This window comes from Pinibacter aurantiacus (assembly GCF_019130065.1).
Lineage (GTDB): Bacteria > Bacteroidota > Bacteroidia > Chitinophagales > Chitinophagaceae > Pinibacter > Pinibacter aurantiacus.
This window is the reverse complement of record NZ_JAHSPG010000018.1, coordinates 634,715-655,443: the sequence shown is the minus strand read 5'-3', so window position 1 is coordinate 655,443 and position 20,729 is coordinate 634,715. Positions and strand designations below refer to the sequence as shown.

Here is a 20,729-nt window from a genome sequence, read left to right as displayed (position 1 = left end):
GATCTTTACTTTGCTCCTGTTTTTCATGATTTAAATAACTCTCCTATGGCATCGAACAGCAAAACTTTTTTTGCACCGCAACTTTTCATTCCCAGCGGTGTCACCGATATCTCGTTTTATTCCAAAGCATTTGATGCTGCAGAACTCCGGTCATGGCGAAATGAGGACGGCAGTATTCACGTTGCGGAGCTTTCCATCCATGGTGCTATTTTTCACTTGCATGAAGAGCGTTCTGCGAAAGGACAATTTGAACCAAATAAGATCAAAGGCGTTACTACACTCATAGGCTTGTTTGTGGAAAATGTGGATGCTGTAATGGAAAAGGCATTGCGGGCCGGGGCCATACTTTTAAGTCCCGCGCAGAGTTTCGATTACGGTTACAGGCAAGGGGATATCCTTGATCCATTTGGGCACCAATGGTTGATTGAAATGAAAATCTGATTAAACCGAAAACATGGAACGTCGTCCTATAACGGTGGTTATTGTTGGCATGCTGTTCATACTTGCAGGCTGCATGAGTATTGCATTTCATGTGAAAGATTTTTTTCAGCCGGATGCTAAATTGTCAGAGGTGATCTGGGCACTTGTTGTTCGTCTGACGGCACTGGTGTGCGGCATTCTTTTATTCTTCAGAGTGGATTGGGCAAGATGGCTCGCAGTCATTTGGTTGCTTTATCATGTTATCATCGGTGCCCTGCATTCAAAGTCTGAAATGGCTATGCATATTGTTCTGTTGATAGTTGTCGCCATTTTACTTTTCGTGCCTGTGTCGTCGGCCTACTTTCGGTATAAAGGGAAATGAATTTTATAACAGTGCTCATTTTTTGTTTCGAAAGCTATTTAACGATCTGCTTTAGGTTAAAGATCGTTCATTACGAGTTGCATTTGTAACTCGCTGCAGTCTTTCCAGCCATTACTTTCTTTCATCGCGATTAGTAGATATTTTTTGGCTTCAGCTAAATTGATGGCACCCCCCGTAACCCTCGCATTTTGCCAGGGCTTTTTGTCGTCTGTCATTAAATATTCAAAGTAGTATTCATTATTTCCAGCACAGCTAACGATTACGAACCATTCGGAATCCCATTGATCCTTTGCTTGTAGAACAAGGCGATAAAGCGATGTTAATCCGCAAATTTGTGTTGCCGGAAATATTTGATTAATCATTTCAATCAATTCCAACATTCTTAAACCAATCGTTCTAGTTACGGCATTATCGCTATCCGTCAGTTCAGAATAAAAAGCAATAAGATCTTTATGTACACTTTGTTTTGAATTTGCTAGAATTGGCATATTGAGATGTCTGAGTTATGTTCAATATACAACGGATTCATTTGATCAACTATTCTGTCATTCATTTATTCTAAAAATTGTTACCTTAAAGTATGAACCCAAAAGCGATAGTATCAGACAAAGTAAAAAAGAAAGCAATCATATTCGATCTAGACAATACCATTTATCCCGTTGCATCTATTGGTACGAAACTGTTTGATGGATTATTCAAACTCATAGAAAATGACAATAACTTTCAGGGAAGTATCGAAGATGTTAAAGATGCTATACAACGCAAACCCTTCCAGGATGTTGCAAGGGACTTCCGGTTCAGCGATGATCTTACAAAAGCGGGGCTGGAATTATTATCCGACATCGAATACAATGATGTGATCAAACCCTTTGATGATTATTTGTTGACAAGGCAGCTTGATTATTTAAAATTTCTGGTCACCAAAGGGTTTAAAAAGTTGCAGGAAAGTAAAATCAGGCAACTGAGTTTGGAGAATGATTTCGATGCCTGGTACATTGTTGATCCTGCGGTTTCTAACCTTACAAAGAAAGATGTGTTCAGCAACATTATGGAGCAATATCATTTAGCAGCCGAAGATGTTATTGTGGTGGGTGATGACATACATTCTGAAATACAGGCGGCGAAAGATTTAGGTATTGATGCTGTTGTGTATAATTTTAACGGTGTTAACGCACCTGAAGGCTATAATGTCATTTCGCATTACGAGGAGCTAAAGGATTATTTATAAGCAATGCCTCAAAAAATTACCACTAAGGCACTAAGGGCACTGAGCCACACTTAGAGTTGTCTTAGTGAAACTTAGTGTTCCTTAGTGCCTTAGTGGTGAAAAAACTGTCTATCAATTTACGCAAACCAAAATCAATACTTTTTAAACCCTTTAATCAATTTCATATATACTAACGTTGTCGTGTGTACGAAAAATATATCTTTGAGGTTTCTGACAACCCTAACCTCTATTGCCCGTTATGAAATTTCTCCGACGAATTTTTCTTTATACCGTACTGTTCGTGATTGCTGTTTCTTTGTATGCCAACTTCCTGCATCCGGTATTTTTCTTTTCCAAGCAGCCCATAAAATGGTTAAATGCTACTGCCTCGAGTAGCGGAACAAAAATATCTTTCAAAGGCGAATCGAGTACGTTGCGTGGCCGGTTGAAGGCCCCTGCAAATACCAATAAGAAATTACCTGCAATTATTTTTTGTCCTGGCTCTGGTGGGCAATCATCTTACGCAGACAATTACTACGCTTCATTTCTTGACACTTTGTACGAACAGAATTTTGCGAGGGACAGCATGGTGTTTTTATACTTTGATAAACGCGGCGTTGGTGAATCTGAAGGCGATTGGTATTCAGCTTCCTTTGAAGACAGAGCGGCTGATGTAAAGGCGGCGGCTGACTATTTGCACTCGCTTCCTTTTATTGATACGAACAAGATAATTGTTGTGGGACATAGCCAGGGCGGATGGATTGCACAGATATGCCTCGCGAAATATCCGCAGAGCTTTGCCGGTGCAATTTCTATGGCAGGGCCAACTTTCGGTGTAAGGGATCAGGTGACCAATGATTATACCAGCAACTTTATGTGCCGGGAAAATCTCTCTGAGCCGGACGCTTACATTAAAGCGACTAACCAGGTACGTTTTGATTTTTGGTTCACCAGCTTTTTCCCTTTTCAACCAGAATGGAAACAGCTTAGCATCATAAAGGATTTTGAACCTGCTGACTATTTGAAAAATGTAAAGAAGCCTTTGTTCCTGATGTTTTGTGAAAATGATCCACTCGTCTCACCTCAAAAAAGCATCAACGCGCTTGACAAACTTTATGAAAACAACGTGCCTTCAAACATTCAGGTGACCACCATTAAAGGCGCTATACATCCATTTAAACTGGCTGACAGATGTTATAACGGGCCATACAATGATATACCGCTTTCAATGCAGGCGAAGCAAGAAATCCATGATTGGGTGGCAGAACATTTTATGAATGCGGGGCCAATGATTTCAATGCATTAATAGAGGTATTGGTATTTGCTTCTTTTATGAATTAGGGTGAGTGTGTCTGAATATGCATGTTTGATAACAGTGTCTCCGGGTTCCGCCACGGAGTAAAAGCTCCGTTCACCATTCAAAATTGCATGCATTTTAGGTTGGAATTCATATACAGTATCTCTGCCCTCTATTTTAAAGCGGGATGTACCCTTGCCGGGCTCGGCATATTTTATGATGCCATTGTTTATTTCACTCTTGTAAAATAAATTGTCTCTTTTTATTTGATTGGGTATGGTTACAAAACGTCCCCAGAGGATTATTGTAAAAAGCATTGAAACGAAAATGATAAAGGTTATTGCGGGGCGTTGCCGTAAGAAATTTATGTTCATTGCCTGGGTTAGTAGTCAATATTAAAAATAGATGGTTAAAAAGAATACTCGTAAAGTAATGAAAACCCGTATCTCATTGTTATCTTATTCTTCAATCAACCGCCTGTGATAGTTTATCTGTCCTAAATGATAGGTTAAATGCGTGGTCAAATGCACCAGCAAATATTCCGTTGAAGTCATTTCTTCAAACACTAAAACGGGATATTCGGCTGCAAGTGCTTTTTCATCGAGCCATTCGAAAGTTTGATTGATCATGGCAATGGTGTCGTCGATCTTTTCAAGCAACTCTTTTCTTGGCACATTCTTTAACGAAAATTCAAGCTCACGATTTCTTACATAACCTGTTTTGCCTAACTCCTTTCCAATGTAGGTGTTCAGGTTGCCAACGAGATGCAGGCACAGATTACCGGCAGTGTTTTTAATCTGACCATCTATCTTCCAAATATCTTCTTCGTTTTTGTATTGCTCTATCTCGGAACGCAGGCGATTCAAGTCCCTGTTGAACAATGTACGTAGTGTTTCTGTCAACATGGTTATAGGTTAAATTGTCCTTCCAATACGATTACCGCCTCTCCAACAATGCAGACTTTGTCCTGTAGTAACTCGGTGCTCATGGTGCCGGTTCTCAGTGACGACTGGTAAGCGTTCAGTTTTGTTTTGTGAAGTTTTGTTGCCCAATATTTAGTCAAAAATGTTTGTACGCCGCCCGTTACAGGATCTTCATTTGTTCCTGCCCATGGCCAGAAATAGCGATAGTGAAAATCAGCATCCTTATTGTCGGAAATAGCGGTGACCAATACGCCATTAATTCCTTTGTAAGAATTGATCAAAGCGGTAAAATCCGGTGCAAGGTTTGCAAGATCATCGGCGCTTTCAATTTCCAACTGGATGATCTTGTTGTTGCGGCTGTATCTTTTGTCAATGATATTTTTAATTCCTAATGCATCGAGCATCGCTTGCGGAACATTGTCTATTTCCTCTGTTTCATAAACTGGGAACTGCATTTTAATCTTGTCTCTCATTTTATCAATTGCCAGCTCAACATTATTGCAATTGATAAATTTTATTGTTTCCAGCGGAGTCGTGTTGAAAATGATTTTCGCGGAAGCAAGTGTCGCATGGCCGCACAAAGGAATTTCAATCTTCGGCGTGAAAAATCTTATTGTGTAAGTGTTGTCCGAAACGTGTTTGATAAAAGCAGTTTCTGAAAACCCGATCTCGGTAGCAATGTGTTGCATGGTGCCATCTTCAAGATCGCTGGATACAATGCAAACCGCAGCCGGGTTTCCTTTGAATTTTTCTTTTGTAAATGAATCAACAAAGTAAGTCTTCATCTGTGAGTTTTGAGTTGAATGAAAATGTTATTCATGATAAGATAGAAAATACTGGTAGTTTATTTATCTACTGCATTTTTTGCAATGATTAAATTTACGGAACGTATCAACTTATTGGCAAAGTAATTATGCAAGACTAACCGTCAAACGGGATGTGCTAATTCTGGATAGTAAATAACACTTCGTTTGAATAGCCGGTTTTTAAATCAGTAATCAGTTCTTTGCCCGTTCCGATTACCCATGTGGTGCTGCCGGTATAGCTGTACTTTACTTTGGCTTTGTATGTTCCCGGCTTTGTTGAAAAATTAGAAATAAAATCGTGCCATTTGAAAATCTTATCAATTGCTGCTCCGGGCGCTAGCTTAATAATATTGTCAATGTTGAATGGAGGCGCACATCCCAGGTCGCCGTACCAAAAATGTGCTGCACTTTCATTAATAGAAATTATCCAGGGGTGTGGAATTATTTTGTAGGATACTGGTGCAACAACAAATACGGTGTCCGCGGTATTGTTTTTTATGGTGCAGATAAATGATACATAAAAGAAGTCTTTATGATCCTTAGGAAGCTTGTTTAGGCTGTCCTTTACATGAAGTGTGAGAGAAATTTTTTCTGATGGTTCAATGTCGCTGCTAAAATGATCATGGTTGCTGTTCACCACGGTTTGAGAGAACAATGCAGTTGACATGCAAAGCAGGATTGTGGTAATAGAAAGTTGCATACGGGTTAGGATGATTGCAGTTTACAAATTAGATGAAATAGTGCACATTTCTTCAACAGGAATTATAAATTAAGAATTAGCGTCGTTTCGTCAAAATATTTTACGGTTAGTATTTCCGTTTAATTGGGCTTTGACAAGCTCAGCCTGACTGCATCAGTGGAGTGTCGGGCTGAGTTTGTCGAAGCCTCATACAACCCGTTCCACCTCCAACCCTGTTAATTATTCTTTATTAATTATTAATTCCTCTTGACGCGATCTGTTATTTTTTGTACTTTTTATCATCCTGCCCTAAACCATTGCCTTTCTTGTTTGTAAGACATCTATATTTTCTGATTCGCTAACAACACACATATGGAGCAAAATGAAGTGCACATTGTAGAATGGCCGAAACAGGAAGCTCTTCTGCAGCACGACTTTCCGAAACCTGTTCAGTTAGAAATGATGAATACGGAAAAAACGCCATTATTTGTCAATATGAACGTGGCCATTCCGGAGGGAAAGATGGTTCCGTTCTGTATAAAGTTATGTGAACCCATTTGTGCTGAAAGCAGTTACCGCGTCGCCATCAATCTACTGGGTCAGCCATTCGCTGAAATTGTCGTGAAAGGTATCACACGGTTGTTTAATTGCAGGGACAACAAGGATAATAATGTTGTAAAGGACAATACAGGAGAAACAAAGCCAACAACCGATACGCCAAGTTAATTTTCGTAAGCCTCTCCACAATAAACCATCTTATGGCAGCAAGCAAAACACCTAAAGCAACCGCGGCACCCACCTCTTCAAATGAAAAAACCGAAGAGAAGAAAGTCGAAGAAATTGCGTCGAAAATTAAAACTGAATCCAAGGGCGTTATCAACAGCGCATCTAAGATTGTATTCAAAGCGGTAAATATTCTGGAGGAAGAAATTGCAAAGGGAATTGTTGCCGCCCGCCAGGTAGAAGATAAACTGATAGACGTTCCAAAGTTGCGCAATCCATCTCTGAAAATAAACAGTACGCAAAGCGAAGAGCTCTTGAGCCGGTTTAGAAAAGACGTGCACGACATCATCGACCTGTTCATTGATTTTACTACCATAGCGGTAAACAGTGTTGAGAAAATTTCATCTAACCTCATCAGCATCAAGCAGGAAAATGGCACCACAACTACCAAACCTGTGCAGCAAACGCATATTCCATTGATACAAGTACCGCAGGACATAAAGCCCGGCGAATCACTGGAAATACCGGTGAAGCTGGAGAATGATGACAAAAACAATTCGAAAAGCTTGTTCTTTACAGCAACACCACTGACCAATGAAAACGGTAATACGCTGGCCGCTTCTGCCCTTTCGTTTTCACCCAATCCTCTTGCAATTGAACCTAACACTTCCGGTATTGTTAACGTGAAGATTGTTGTTCCTGCATCTGCAAAAACGGGAAACTACACATCGTTTGTGCAAGCTAAGGACCTTGACAATGTGAAGGCCACACTGCTGGTAAAAATTGTATAATGAATGGATAAACTCATCGAGGAAAAATTCTTAAGCAAGTTGTCCCGCTACCGGGAGTTAAGCATAGATTATTTATTAAAGAACATACCAGACAAAGAGCCCAAACAATACCTCTACGATCTTGTAACGATCTATCCCAAAAGAGCGGGGAAAGGTTTCCGACCCAGTTTATGCATTGCAGCCTGCAAGATATTTGGCGGCAGCGAAGAGCAAGCCATGAATTCTGCCATTGCCCTCGAACTGTATCACAACGCATTTTTGGTGCATGATGATGTGGAGGACGAAAGTGATGACCGGCGCGGCTTTCCCACCTTGCATACACAATACGGCGTTCCCATTGCAGTAAATGTGGGTGATGCCATGAATGTGCTTAGCATCAGGCCATTAATGAATAACTTAACTACGCTTGGCCCCGATCTTACCTGGCAAATATTTCTCGAAATTGAACACATGGTAACTGAAAGTGTGGAGGGGCAAGCATTGGAACTTGGCTGGCGCAAAGACAATATCTGCGAAATGACTGAGGATGATTACTTAAGAATGATACTAAAGAAAACCTGTTGGTACACTTGTATTCATCCTATTCGCATTGGTGCCATTATTGGTTCGGAGGGTAAAGTAAAAGCGGATGTTTTTAACAGGTTCGGTTATTACATTGGCGCAGCATTCCAGATACAGGATGACCTGCTAAATCTTGAGGGGGATAAAGAAAAATACGGTAAAGAAATTTGTGGCGACATACTTGAAGGCAAGCGAACGCTCATGCTGATCTATCTTTTGAACAGTGTTAATAAAAAAGAAAAAAAGTTTTTGAGCAGTTACTTAAACAAACCTCGCATAGAAAGAGCTGCTGATGAAACAGAATATATTATGGACCTGATGAGAAAATACAAGTCAATTGAAAAAGGAAGAGTGGCGGCCAAAAACCTTGCCGGTGCCGGGTTAAAAGAATTCTACACTTTGTTCAGCGCATTTCCAGAAACTGAGGAAAAGGCTTTTCTTGAAAACATGATTTTGTATATGATCAACCGAGACAAGTGAAGTAATAATTGAAAATTGAAAGTGGAAAATTGAAAATGACTTTTAGTTCAGTGTTCTCTTAGTTTCATTGAGCATCCTCATTTTCAATTTTCAATTTTCAATTTTCAACTTCTTCACTGCGTGCTTCACCACATGCCCTGACAAATGAATCGATTGTTCCGCAATGCCTCTAATCCAGTGCATGTAATCACTGCGCTGGTCTATTGCTCCCACAAAATTCTTCATGGCAAATCTTGCCTTGTCAAACGCAAATGCTGTTAATGCAGAAGGGCCGTTCAATACTGCGTTGCCTGTATCTCTCACGGTTGTGCTGAATGCCTGCAAAACTGTTTTGCCAACAAACGAAATGTTCACTGCTTTGTTGGATGGCATTAACCCCGCGAGAATGCCACCAGCTGTATCAGCATATGCTTGGTCGTGCTCAGCGGTTTCAGCCATTATTTGCAGGAGTTTCAGCCAGAAGTCGTTGAGATTGCGGTTGCGAATGAATTGTATGACGAGGTTGGAAAGGCTCATGTCATAACCAAGCTCGTCTTTTATTTTTTTATCGTAGGCCATCAATGCGTTTGCTGAAAAATCGTTTGATTTCGCAAGACCAACGATCGTTTCTGCCGCCCATCTCCCGCTTAGCATGGCGTATTGTATGCCTTCTCCGTTTAGCGAGTTGATCAAACCCGCAGCGTCCCCGATCAAGACAACTCTATCATTGGTAATTTGTGCTTTTGGGTTGTATGTTGATAGCGGCCATCCCACAACTTTATCGGCCACACTATCTTTTCCGATTCTTTCTTTCAAACAATCATCGTTTTGCACCAGTTCGTTGAGTAGGTCTTTCAGACTGATGTCTTCTTTAGGGAAGTTTTCAAGTACCATCCCAATGCCCACATTGGCCTCATTTTTTGCCGTGGGAAAAAACCAATAGTATCCGGGAAAACTCTTACTGCTGAAGTATAACTCAGCCTGTTGCGGGGTGCAACTGATGTTTTTGTAATAAGCTCTTACTGCAACAATGCGATTTTCGCCATCCGGTTTTTTGCCACTTAGTAAACGTGCACATGTACTGCTGCTGCCATCAGCACCAATAATGAGCTTTGTGGTGTAATTGACCTGCTTTTTGCTTTGGGTACAATTGCACACTACTGCGTTGTCGTACACTGTAAAATCATTGAGGCGGCATAGTGGTATAAACCTTGCGCCCGCTTGTATAGCGGCCTGCAACAACCAGTTGTCAAATATTTGTCGTGGAATAACGCGTCCGTAAGAAGGCAGGTCATCAACTTCGGGAATTGATTTTGTGAGTAACTTTTTCCCATCCAAAAAAACGGCAGCTTGCGTAATGATATTTGTTTGCTGAAAATCTGCGTGACCGCTTATTCCCATTCGCTCGCACTCTTTGATGGCAACGGGCCCTACAAAATCGCCACACACTTTATCTCTTGGAAAACCCTGATAATCTGCCAGTATCACCTTCAGGCCGCTTTTGCAAAGATGGTAAGCGCATGCAGCACCCGCGGGGCCGGCGCCTGCAATGAAAACATCTGCGTCATAATTTAACGGTGAAGCCCATTTCATATTAACAAATATCTTTCTGTGATAAATGTACAATTATTAAAAACATTTTCTAACTTTCGTAACAGTTACAGTTCTTCAAATCATTTTTTATGGCAACAATATCTTCTGTGCATGATATGCAAATGCTGATGCCACGGTTGCTGGAAAAATATGGGAATGATACGGACCTCGCATATATAGCACTTGCAAATCCACTCGCTGCACTTGAAAAATTAGGATACACGATTACTGATGAAGCAAAAACAGAGCTGGAAACTTATGCCCGCTTTGGTAAGCAGGAAATGGAGCGTTACAATGAACTGAAAGCAAAAATATTTTCTCTTGCAGGCTCAACGTTTAATCTGCAAGATGATAATGAAACAGCTGCAGTGTTTGAAAAGCTGGTTGAGAAAAATCAGAAACCTGCCGCTAAAAAGGAATCGGCATCATTAAAGATCAGCGATCTTATTTTATCTGCGCCACAATTTGTGAAAGACAAATGGACAGATAAATTGGAAGATGCTAAAGACATACATCCCGCCATCCCAGCACTGTTGGAATTCCGCAAAATTGAAAACTCCGTACCGAGGTTTGCTGATGCTGCCACACTTGAAATCATTCAGCAAAAGAAACAATCTACTCCCCTAACGAAGATCGCGTTCCGCCTAAGCAGAAAATAATTGTTGCGATTAATAATCAATGCAGCATTAAGCATCAAACTATCTTCCGAAAACAATCGGCATGCGGTAGCTATTAATTTTTAATTATTAATTATTAATTCCTTCTGACCGTGCTCGTGAAAACAATCGTTCCATCATTAAACTCATGTTATGGCAGATACTCACGGCTTTGAAGTTGTTGCGGAGTTAAGAGAAAGCTCTCTTAAAGAATTGCTGAAAGCTGCATGGAAAAGCGGCGGCGACGACAGTAACGAAGGTGTAATCCCAGAACAGATAACTATTCCGGGCCCCTCTGTGCCTTCCACTACAACGTTTGGACCCTACCAGATCAGCAGTGGCATGGTACAAATTCCGCAAGATCAACTTGATCTTAGCATGGATGTACCAATAGACGGTGTTCGTGTAAAACTCGGCACCATTATTCACGTAGAGATCGCCAATCCGCCAATAGATTCTGCAAAGCTGTTTGATATGACGGCTGATGTTTTTGTACGCACGCCGATAAGAGGAATTAACAACGATGAAATTGTTGCTGATTTTACGGCAATGCCTTCAGACGGCGTAACTGTAAATATCACCAGCGGCGATCCCATAGGGCCTATCACCAATGCAGCGATTGAAGAATTTGTACATAAAAAATACGCTGACAATTCCATTCCGCATGTAATTGATCCTGTGCCTATTTCATTTCTCGTATTCAGCATGAAGGCGCGGGTTGATTTTTATGACGACGTTAATAATCCTTCGCAGAAAATAACTATTCAAAAACCTGACGCCACCCATGTGAAGGTGCTGATACCGTGTCACCTGCGTTTCTACGATATTACCGGCAGTATGTACGGGCAGTCACTTCATACGCCGATGGGCGTGAATGGTGTTGCTGTGATGACGGCAGATTTTACGCAGACCGACAGTAATATTTTTGTAAAGACATCCACTGCTACTGTTGAGTTAACAAATATAACCGCAGCTTCAGGAGAGGAAGGAACCAATTATACCTATAACAAAAGCATTGCCTCCATTGCGGGTCAGGATCTTGATGCGTTGATTAAAGCAGGCTTTGCAACCGGCGCTGCAACACAATTGAAAAGCTTTGGAGATATCAGTGTTGACATACCTACACTGGATGCCATCGAGGGGTTTATTGAAAATACCATCAAGGCAGAACTACAGCGCCGCAAGCAAATGCAGATATGGAAGGTGCAGGACCTTAGCGGCACAGACACAACAATTTCAAATGTTACTCCTAAGGCGCTGAGCGATGCAATGGCCATTTGTATTAACGACATGGGTGGTGCCAATTCAGGTGCCATCACCAATTTTATACCATCGGGAAATGATTTCGCGATTGCTACTGCTGCGCAAAAAGTACAGACGGAATTCAATAAGCAACGCGATCAAATGTATCCTGAATTGAAGGATGGTCACTCCCATACTTTCGATGAAAAGATCAAAGGGAAAACTGTAAGATTAAATGATCTTGGTCTCGATCTTGACGATGGTTATCTGGACGTGCACGGCGATGTAACCATCGTCGATGCTATTGCCGACAGCATAGATGTTGATGCCGGTTTTCACCAAAAAGTAAAACTGCATTGGGAAGATAGTTCCGATGGCGGACAAATGCTCAAGCACGACCTGGATGGCGATCCGGATGTAAGCATGGGTGCGGCCGCCTGGATACTTTCTGCATTAATTGGCTTTCTTACATTGGGCATTGTTGGCGTTATTATCGCCGTGATCATAATGGCAGTTGTAGAAAGTGTAGCTTCCGAGATTGGCGGTAGTGTTGCAAAAGATGAATCCGGCAAAGTCACCAGCATTGGTGCATGGCCAGATAAACTTGATAAGATCGGTAATGTGTCTGCACGTTTTCAGAATCCGGTGATCATACAAACGACAGGACTTGTATTTGCGGGCAACATGATCATTAAATCAACTTATGCGCTCACCAGTCTTGATATGGCACGCAGCCACGGGCCTTATTTTACGGTAGGTAACAATCCTGTTCATTTTAATGGCGGCGCGGTGCAAACATTTTCAAGTGCGCAGTGGAACCTTGGTAATGGTGCCGTTCAGAGTGTAAGAAGTCTTGACTATCGCTACGGCAAGAGTGGTGTTTATGTGTCGCATGTGCAAATAAAAGTGAATGAAGATGGTGGCTTGACGAGCAAACACTACACAACTGTTAAAGTGCAGAATGTGGCGCCGGTTGTAACATTCGATAAGCCAAATGTTCAGATAAGCGAAGGACAGGAAGTAGAGCTGAAAGCAAGTTTTACAGATGATAACTGGCTCGACAAACACGTTGCCTGGTTTGACTTTGGTGATAACTCTTCTCCTGCTGATGGCACAGTAACAGAAACCAATAACGAGCCGCAGGGACAAGGCGAAATATCTGTGAAGCATGCGTGGTGCGACAATGGTTTCTACACAGTAACATTGTTTGTGAAAGACGATGCGGGTGGCATGGGCCAGGCAACAATGGTGGTTGAAGTAATCAATGTGCCGCCCAAGATCATTGCACCGAAACGCCTTTGTGTTATACGTTATCAACCCGTGAGGCTCGAAGTAATGTTTACCGATCCCGGCTGGTGCGATACACATGTTGCTACCTGGGACACCGGCGATGGCACCATAAAAATGTCGACAATAAAAGAAAACCATCATGCTCCTGAACTGGTAGGCATTGCTTCTGTTTCGCACATTTATACCTGTTTGGGAAACTATATTGCCAAGGTTACCGTAACTGATGATGATGGCGGAGAAGACGCTGCGATCATTATAGTGTCTGTTGTTGAATTGGGCAATGCTAGTTTTGAAAATGGTTTCCGCTATCGTGTGGGTGATGATAAAAGGCAACAGCAATTACAAATGGTAGCCAACGAATGGCAGCCTTTTGCGCAATCCATTTTGTTGTTGAATGAAACAAGCGGCAACGCTGCATCTGACAGCGGCACGTTACAAGTAGAATTTGACGCCGATGAATTTATCTGTCGTAATGGCCAGCGCTCACAAGCTGTAAAGCTTGGAGGAAGCGGGCTTGCGGGCATCCGGCAAACCATTTGCGTAAATTGTTATTGGGATTATGAGTTTACTGCTTACTATCATTTGCCTATAGGCAACAATGCCAAGTGTGTTATTGGTATTGATGCATCTGGCGGTACGGATGCTTCGAGCAGTGATATCCAATGGGTGGAGGCGCTGCCTGTACAGGAATGGGTGCATGCATCTGTAAGGGTGACTGCAAAGTCGAATAAGATCACTTGTTTTGTAGGGGTATTGCAAAGCGATGGCGTTGCCACCATTTACATTGACAAATGTGCATTGTTCATGATCCAACCGTTGCACAGCGCATTACTCGAAAGAAGAAAACAGCAGGATGAAAGTTGCCCTGTTGACAGAGTAGAAACCCACGACTTCAACAAGCTTGATGAACGAATGAAGTCGGCTGTAATTCAACTGTCTCCATATGTTGAAAAGTACACATCGACGATGGAAGGCGTTCGATTTACCAACACAGAAAATCCAGCTCCTCGTTTTGCCTTAAACAAAGAAACAGGCTTGAAACTTGCTCAAACACTGGTGAAAGGCGTAGCAAATATTTCAGGCAATATTGCAAAGGGCGCAGTGAGTGGATTTGTGGACACGATTATTTCTTCGTTTAAGAAAGGGCAAAAGGGATAGGTTGGATGTTGGCATCACTTTCGTTTTAAAATAGTTCAAATGATAAGATATCAAAGGCCGCTGCAAATAGCTTCGGCCTTTGACTTTTAGTACGGTGAATTGATCATGCTTGCTTTATCAATATCCGGCGTCCTATACAAAACCTCCGGTATTTCGGAAAGTGTAGAATAATGCACTTCGTCGCCGATCCCGTACAACTTTTGAAAGCTCATGATGAGCGGCTTCCATTTGTTGGGATCTACTTTGTTAGCATCGTTGGTCATTAAAATATCTTCTTCCAAATGCACCCGCACGATTTGCAATTCCATTACCATGATCTTATTTTTCATCGCTTCATCTTCTTCTGCAAGCGAGCGTGTATGCATCAGTTTTGCTTCGAGTTGTACATCGCATTCCTTTACCATCGGTGCATTTACAATGTCTGCTGTTATTGGCGTAAGACCTGCGTGTGCAAATTTTTCCCGCTTGTGATAATAGCCCTTTTGTTGTTTTCCTAAAGGAACAGGGTCGCTTCCTGTTGTGCGTGCAAGTTTGTTTACCGCCGCTGCATTGTTTACAGAAGCGAGATTCAACACGCATTCGCCATTGCGTTGAATGTTTTGTGTGGTCTTAGAAAATGCGGCTAACCCAATCACACAGCGCCAGCCCAACCAGAATGCAGATGACATTGGCGCGAGGTTGTAGCTGCCGTCTTCATTTGTAGTGCCAATTAAAACAACCGGCGCGCCGAAGTATAAAATATTTGGTACTGATACGATATGCATAATTTTCTTTTATGCAAAACTCTTTGTAAAGCGGCATGGCAACAATCCGTTTCTTGCGGAGTTTTTGGGTAGTGTAAAATTGAAAATCTATGAAAACTACCCGGCCTTTCATGTGTAACCGAAATTTTACTTTTGATTTTAATATATTTTGTATTTTGTTACTGCTCCTGTCCATCCTAACCCAGTGGATTCTCCCCTAGTTGTTTTGACATTTCCAATATCTACATTCTTTTCAATGTAAATATTCAGAAAAGTGAACCTTCAATTCCTCTACTACCTTATTCTCCGGAAAAAAGAGTACCTGCTTTTTTGTGCCTTGTTTTTCATTTTTTCCACAGCCGGCGCGCAAATGCGCAAAGTCTTCCTGGATCAGTATCAGGAAGATAACCAGGTAAAGAAAATCAGTTTTTATTCTCCATCTTCAGGTTACGTGGGGTTCTCCGATTGGGTAGGTTTCACAACCGATACGGGAAGAACCTTTCAACGGAAATATATTGGAATGGCAAATGTTGATTTCAGCGGCTATCGCGTAAATCTGACATTTGGATTCACTATATCAGGAGTTCATGCAGTAAATGCAGATACAGTTATTGTTTACGGAGATTATGGTTTTGAGCCATCCATACTTTTCTCCATCGATTCCGGCAATACATTTAAACTTGTTTACCATATTGATTACAATCCCAACAACGACTATACGAATAGCATTACTGACATGGTTTTTCCGGAAAGAAACAGTATCGGATATGCTGTAACGGCGGATGGAATTATCAAGTCAACTAACAAAGGAAGAACCTGGTCAAAAATATTAACCTCCTATGGTTATTACGATTATATCGAAGCAGCGAGCAACAATGATGTCTTTGTTTTTGCAGGAAAAACAATATTGAAAACACATGACGGTGGTGTCTACTGGACACCGATCGGCGCTCCGCAGAATGGTACCCCAGTCTATGCCTTTTTTAGATCGGCAACGCAGGGGTGGGTACATACTGCGGAGAACAATGACTTATTCTACACAAACGATGGAGGCAAAACATGGACGAAGAAAAACAAAACAGGCATTACCGAATGTCCGGGCGTAAAAATGAAGTTTTTGAACGACAGCGTTGGTTATACAATTGGCGCGGCATATACGATTTATAAAACTTCCGATTCAGGAAAAATATGGGAACCTCTTCCGCGGGATAACGATTATACATACCTGGGCTACTCACATAATGACATTTATTTCCGCAACGGAGATCAGTTTTGGGCCGGCGGTGGTCATGGCTTTCTGGAGCTTACAACCAATGGCGGGGGCACTCCCCTTCCCAGGGCTTTTTATGCTGTGGATACATCCGGCGTATACAATACAAAAACAGTGAAACTGGTAAACTACAGCAAACAAGGTTATCAATACCAGTGGTTCATAAACGACTCGCTGATAGCCACTACTTATGATGCCTCCTACGTACGCGACATTTATGCTTCCGTAGACACGGTCAAGCTGGTAGTGAGTAATAATGGCAAAACCGATACACTTGTCCAGTATCCTTACTTTATTCCTGCGCAGCGGCCGAAGCTACCACTTATCGATTCCTTTGATCCAACCACTGCAAGTAAATACACAGTGGTTAACATAAAGGGTAAAAATTTAACGGGCACCACCACTGTTTCGTTTGGTGGTGTTGCTGCTACTGCTATTTCAGTAATTGCTGATACACTGGTGAAAGCAACAGTAGGTACAGGCGCCACCGGAGACGTTGTTTTAACCACGCCCGTAGGAACTACAACTAAGAGTGGGTTTATATTTACTACGTTTCTTGCCGTCAGAACATTTGCACCAATGTCAGGCCCGGTAGGCACTATCGTTACTATAACCGGAACGAATTTCAGTACAACACCTGCCAACAACATCGTCTATATCGGCGGCATCCGGGCAATTGTTTCTTCAGCAACCAATACTGAACTTAAAGTAGTTGTTCCTGCCGGTACTACCTATAAGCCAATGAGTGTTACTGTGGGTGGACTTACAACTTATTCCAATTTGCCTTTTGTAACCACCTTTGCGGGTGGCGGCGACATTACCGCGAACTATTGGCCAACAAGAAAAGTGTTTACAATCCCAACTGGCTCTCAGCTTCTTGGCAACCATGATCTTAACAATGATGGCAAAACAGAACTGATAACTGCCAGGATACAGGATGGAAATGACTTTACAGTGCTTAAAAACACAAGCACCATTGATTCATTTTATTTTGAGGCGCAGCCTGCTATACACATTGCAAATGGGTTCGATTTAAACAGTCAATTTGCCGTTTGTGACGTTGATGGTGATGGTAGAGCGGATATTGTGGAAACCGACAACAGGATGAACTTCATGTATGTATTGAAGAACACAAGTAGTGGTGGCAATATAAGTTTGTCCGCTCCAATAGATATACTTAAGGACCCCTACAAAACAACCATAAAAGCTATCTCGATTGCTGATTTTGATGGCGATGGAAAGCCTGATCTTTTTGGTCCCACCGGTGATGCCGGCTCAGGCATACGCATCTATCAAAACACTACCGCTGCAGGGAATATGTCCTTTAAGCTCTTGCCGGCATCTTTGATTCGTGACATCCACTACGATCCCACCATCATAGGTGATTGCAATGCGGCCGATCTTGATGGCGATGGCAGGCCCGACCTGATCGTATCAACGAGACAGGAAACGCTCATCTTTAAAAACACAGGCTATCCGGGAACCATTGCATTTGCTCCACCCATCGCAATTCCACCGCCAGTTTCTGTCGACCAATTATCGATAAGAAGCAATTCGTTTGTCGCCGACATCGATATGGATGGAAAACCAGATATCGTCGTTAATGGGAATTATTATACCCAGATGGCTATTTTGCGAAACACAACCACAGGAGGTGCCATAAGCTTTGCAGCACCTGTTTATTACGCATCGTTCAAAGCAATCGAAGGTGCTGCCGTGAGCGATGTTAACGGTGATGGGTATCCTGACCTGCTTGCGGGCCTGGCTACGGAAACAGAACCTAATAACAAAATCGCAAAGCTTAGTGTGTGGCAAAATAAATCCACTCCCGGTTCTATTGCGTTCGGCGACCGATTTGATTTTGCTTACGATAGCTCCAACCGAATTCCAAGGTTTGCAATAGCAGATTATAATAACGACGGAATACCTGATGTCGGTTTTTCTGAGACTTTTGGTTTTAGCATCTTGCTTACCAGTGGTAATGTTACTGTTGATCTTTGTGAAGATGGCCCCGTTTCCATAAAGTCCGACCTGAATGGAGCGACGTATCAATGGCAGCTTAAAACAAATGGAGTCTTTAATGACATAGTTGACAACAACAATTATTCAGGGGCAAAAACCGCTGAGCTCAAAATTAAAAATGTGCCATTCGCCTGGAACGGTTATGAGTTCAGATGTAAAATAAACAACTCTTCCACAGTTAGTAAAACCTTTGAACTTGTAATAAAAAAGAAACTGGTTCCGTCTCTTACAATTACCTCAACAGACACTGTGATCTGTGCTGGTACGCAAGTTGATTTTGAAGGCCATCCGGTAAACGGCGGCCCTTACGTCGACTTCCGGTGGTTCGTTAACGGTAAGCCATTAGATGCAACGAATACTTCATTGACGCTTTGGGATCTTAAAGACAAGGATTCAGTTTCTGCAATGTTTACAAGCAGTGATGGTTGCATTACCACCCCTACTGCAACGAGCAATATTATTGTAATGAAGGTTAACCCAACCATAGAGCCCGAGGTTACCATATCTTCCAAAGACACCATTATTTGCGAAGGGGCGAATGCAACCTTTACGGCCAGCGCGATCAATGCAGGCACCCCTACCTACTATTGGCGGATCAATGGAGTAGATTCAATTCCGGGTTCGGCAGATAGTGTGTTCTCAAAAACAACTTTGATAAATGGCGATGTTGTCAGCGTGTGGATTAAAAGTACCCTTACCTGCGCGAAACCCGATATTGCATTCAGCAATTATATTACTGTCACGACAAAACCGAACGGTCCGGCAACTGTCTCTATAGAAGCATCAGACACCATAGCCTGCAAGGGAACTCCTGTGACTTTCTCGGTTGTATCAGTTAATACCAATCCTTCTATTTCATACCAGTGGATGAAGAACGGCGCGTCAGTTGGCGAGAATAAAAGTAGCTATACTGACAGTACGTTAGCAAATGGAGATAAAGTGTCGGTAACTGAGTCGTTGATGGGAACATGCGGAAACCCGGTAAGTGTTAACAGCAACGAGATCGTCATGAAAGTGCCTTCTTCAGCAAACCCAACCGTTGCCATTACAACGCCTGAAAGAACTATCTGCAAAGGGCAATCGGCAACATTTACAGCGACAATTCAAAATGGTGATGCGGCTTCATCATACCAATGGATGAAGAACGGAAATACTGTTGGTGCAAATCAGTCGACCTATGTTGACACCACTTTGCGGGAAGGCGATTCGATTAAGGTAGAGATAAAAACAAAAGGCTATTGTGCAGCTCCTGCTGTGGTTAGTAGTAATTCTATTGTGATGCATGTTAGAGTTGCTCCGGTATTAAATGTTTCGATCAATGCTTCAGCAACCTCTATCTGCAGTGGAGAGCCGGTTACGTTTACAGCTACCGGTGCCGATTCTGTAGATGAGTATAAATGGACAAAGAATGGCATCTGGGTCGGCCAGAACCTGAGTGTGTACAAAGACTCATCGCTGTTAAATGGAGATGTTATTATACTTAGCGCGACACAACACACGGCATGTGGTTTAATAACTGCGCCCAGCAACAGTATTACCATTACAGTAGGTAATAAGACATTGCCGACTGTTGCAATAAGTACAGCAACGCCACAAATTTGTGCCGGCACTGTTGCACAACTTACCGTACAGATTGCAAACGGTGGAAATACGCCTCTGTATGAGTGGTTAATTAACGGTACGGGTACAAACATCCATTCAGCGACATTTATTTCGACCAACCTTAAGGACGGAGATAAAATACAGGTTAGGCTAATCACCGATTCACGTTGCGCTTTGCAGGATACCGTGTTCAGTAATGTTATTTCGATGAAAGTGAGCGGAAATGAAACCATTGCTTTAGCGGACACGCTAATAAAAATTTGTGTCGGCTCCGGCACAACAATTGGACGTGATGCTGAACAAGGATATAATTATTCCTGGCGTTCATCACCCGCAGGATTTACGTCTTCACAATCGAATCCGTTTGTGAGCCCGACAAGAACGACATTGTATGAACTCACAAGAATCAATATAGGAACAGGTTGTATCGCAACTGCACATGTAAAAGTTACAGTAGACAGTTGCCAGGATGTGGTAAGCGTATATCCTAATCCGGCAAGCACAGAAGTAACTGTACAGGTAAATTCAAACGATAACGATGTCAAGAATTTTCAATTGATGGATAGCAATGGTCAAGTCGTGTTGTTTACACAGTTTACCACCAATGTTACCAAAGTGAACATCAGCAAATTACCAACAGGACAATACTATTTCCGCGTAACGACCGGCTTTGGCGATGTTTTGAAAACTGGCAGATTGATGATTCTGCACTAGGCGCTGCAACTATTCAATGTACTACAACATGTCGTTTGTTGAACAATGCTTTAGTGTCGCCGGAGAGTTTGTAAACGACAACATTCTTCGGATATCTCATAAAAAAAAGTCCGCGAAACATTGCGTTTGCGGACTTTTTTTGTGCCTGTGTGTTATTGAATTTACAAATACAATATCCTGGATGCCGGAAC

General features: G+C 42.2%; 17 protein-coding genes. 10 read left to right on the top strand and 7 right to left on the bottom strand.

The annotated features are described in order from the left end of the window. Positions 1–45: 45 nt before the first annotated feature. Both KTO63_RS26060 and KTO63_RS26055 read left to right on the top strand, forming a co-directional pair. Complete coding sequence (locus tag KTO63_RS26060; RefSeq protein WP_217795246.1) at positions 46–441, top strand: VOC family protein; 396 nt, start codon at positions 46–48, stop codon at positions 439–441. A gap of 13 nt (positions 442–454) precedes the next feature. After that, entirely contained in the window at positions 455–802 is a 348-nt protein-coding gene (locus KTO63_RS26055) for a hypothetical protein (RefSeq protein ID WP_217795244.1), read from the top strand. Positions 803–858: 56 nt separating this feature from the next. Here KTO63_RS26055 and KTO63_RS26050 read toward each other — a convergent pair whose 3' ends face one another. Continuing rightward, positions 859–1,290 (bottom strand): hypothetical protein, encoded by a 432-nt coding sequence (locus KTO63_RS26050; RefSeq protein WP_217795242.1) that lies wholly within the window; start codon positions 1,288–1,290, stop codon positions 859–861. Positions 1,291–1,382: 92 nt separating this feature from the next. Between KTO63_RS26050 and KTO63_RS26045 the strand changes: the two genes are divergently transcribed. Then, positions 1,383–2,030 carry an HAD family hydrolase gene (locus tag KTO63_RS26045; RefSeq protein ID WP_217795240.1) on the top strand — a complete coding sequence of 216 codons (648 nt, stop codon included), beginning with the start codon at positions 1,383–1,385 and terminating at the stop codon, positions 2,028–2,030. 238 nt (positions 2,031–2,268) lie between these two features. Next, positions 2,269–3,315 (top strand): alpha/beta hydrolase family protein, encoded by a 1,047-nt coding sequence (locus KTO63_RS26040; protein WP_217795238.1) that lies wholly within the window; start codon positions 2,269–2,271, stop codon positions 3,313–3,315. Here the strand turns inward: KTO63_RS26040 and KTO63_RS26035 are convergent. The 4 genes from KTO63_RS26035 to KTO63_RS26020 all read right to left on the bottom strand — a co-directional run bounded on the left by KTO63_RS26035 (position 3,312) and on the right by KTO63_RS26020 (position 5,735). Further along, complete coding sequence (locus KTO63_RS26035; protein WP_217795236.1) at positions 3,312–3,623, bottom strand: hypothetical protein; 312 nt, start codon at positions 3,621–3,623, stop codon at positions 3,312–3,314. The two genes, KTO63_RS26040 and KTO63_RS26035, sit on opposite strands and share 4 nt — an antisense overlap. A gap of 141 nt (positions 3,624–3,764) precedes the next feature. Continuing rightward, positions 3,765–4,211: a DUF1572 family protein gene (locus tag KTO63_RS26030; RefSeq protein ID WP_217795234.1), complete on the bottom strand. Its 447-nt coding sequence runs from the start codon at positions 4,209–4,211 to the stop codon at positions 3,765–3,767. Positions 4,212–4,213: 2 nt separating this feature from the next. Further along, positions 4,214–5,014: a PhzF family phenazine biosynthesis protein gene (locus KTO63_RS26025; protein WP_217795232.1), complete on the bottom strand. Its 801-nt coding sequence runs from the start codon at positions 5,012–5,014 to the stop codon at positions 4,214–4,216. Between the two features lie 157 nt (positions 5,015–5,171). Then, complete coding sequence (locus KTO63_RS26020) at positions 5,172–5,735, bottom strand: hypothetical protein (RefSeq protein ID WP_217795230.1); 564 nt, start codon at positions 5,733–5,735, stop codon at positions 5,172–5,174. Between the two features lie 351 nt (positions 5,736–6,086). On the opposite strand from KTO63_RS26020, the gene KTO63_RS26015 reads away from it, so the two are divergent. From KTO63_RS26015 to KTO63_RS26005, 3 genes are read left to right on the top strand one after another with little or no spacing between them, the layout of a single operon-like run. After that, complete coding sequence (locus tag KTO63_RS26015; RefSeq protein WP_217795228.1) at positions 6,087–6,440, top strand: hypothetical protein; 354 nt, start codon at positions 6,087–6,089, stop codon at positions 6,438–6,440. Between the two features lie 32 nt (positions 6,441–6,472). Beyond that, a complete protein-coding gene (locus tag KTO63_RS26010; protein WP_217795226.1) occupies positions 6,473–7,228 on the top strand; it encodes a hypothetical protein in 756 nt (251 codons plus the stop codon). A 3-nt stretch (positions 7,229–7,231) separates the two neighbouring features. Continuing rightward, a complete protein-coding gene (locus KTO63_RS26005) occupies positions 7,232–8,269 on the top strand; it encodes a polyprenyl synthetase family protein (RefSeq protein ID WP_217795224.1) in 1,038 nt (345 codons plus the stop codon). 90 nt (positions 8,270–8,359) lie between these two features. Here the strand turns inward: KTO63_RS26005 and KTO63_RS26000 are convergent, their stop codons facing one another. Further along, the gene (locus KTO63_RS26000; RefSeq protein ID WP_217795222.1) at positions 8,360–9,841 is read right to left on the bottom strand and encodes an NAD(P)/FAD-dependent oxidoreductase; all 1,482 of its coding nucleotides are present in this window, start codon (positions 9,839–9,841) and stop codon (positions 8,360–8,362) included. Between the two features lie 89 nt (positions 9,842–9,930). Between KTO63_RS26000 and KTO63_RS25995 the strand changes: the two genes are divergently transcribed. Further along, positions 9,931–10,500, top strand: a complete 570-nt coding sequence (locus KTO63_RS25995; RefSeq protein ID WP_217795220.1) for a DNA polymerase family A protein — start codon at positions 9,931–9,933, stop codon at positions 10,498–10,500. Between the two features lie 150 nt (positions 10,501–10,650). Further along, positions 10,651–14,187, top strand: coding sequence for a PKD domain-containing protein (locus KTO63_RS25990; protein WP_217795218.1), 3,537 nt, complete (start codon positions 10,651–10,653; stop codon positions 14,185–14,187). Positions 14,188–14,273: 86 nt separating this feature from the next. Here KTO63_RS25990 and KTO63_RS25985 read toward each other — a convergent pair whose 3' ends face one another. Then, on the bottom strand, positions 14,274–14,951 hold the full coding sequence (locus KTO63_RS25985) for a flavin reductase family protein (protein ID WP_217795216.1): 678 nt from the start codon (positions 14,949–14,951) through the stop codon (positions 14,274–14,276). 253 nt (positions 14,952–15,204) lie between these two features. On the opposite strand from KTO63_RS25985, the gene KTO63_RS25980 reads away from it, so the two are divergent. After that, on the top strand, positions 15,205–20,538 hold the full coding sequence (locus KTO63_RS25980) for an FG-GAP-like repeat-containing protein (RefSeq protein WP_217795214.1): 5,334 nt from the start codon (positions 15,205–15,207) through the stop codon (positions 20,536–20,538). Positions 20,539–20,729 lie beyond the last annotated feature (191 nt).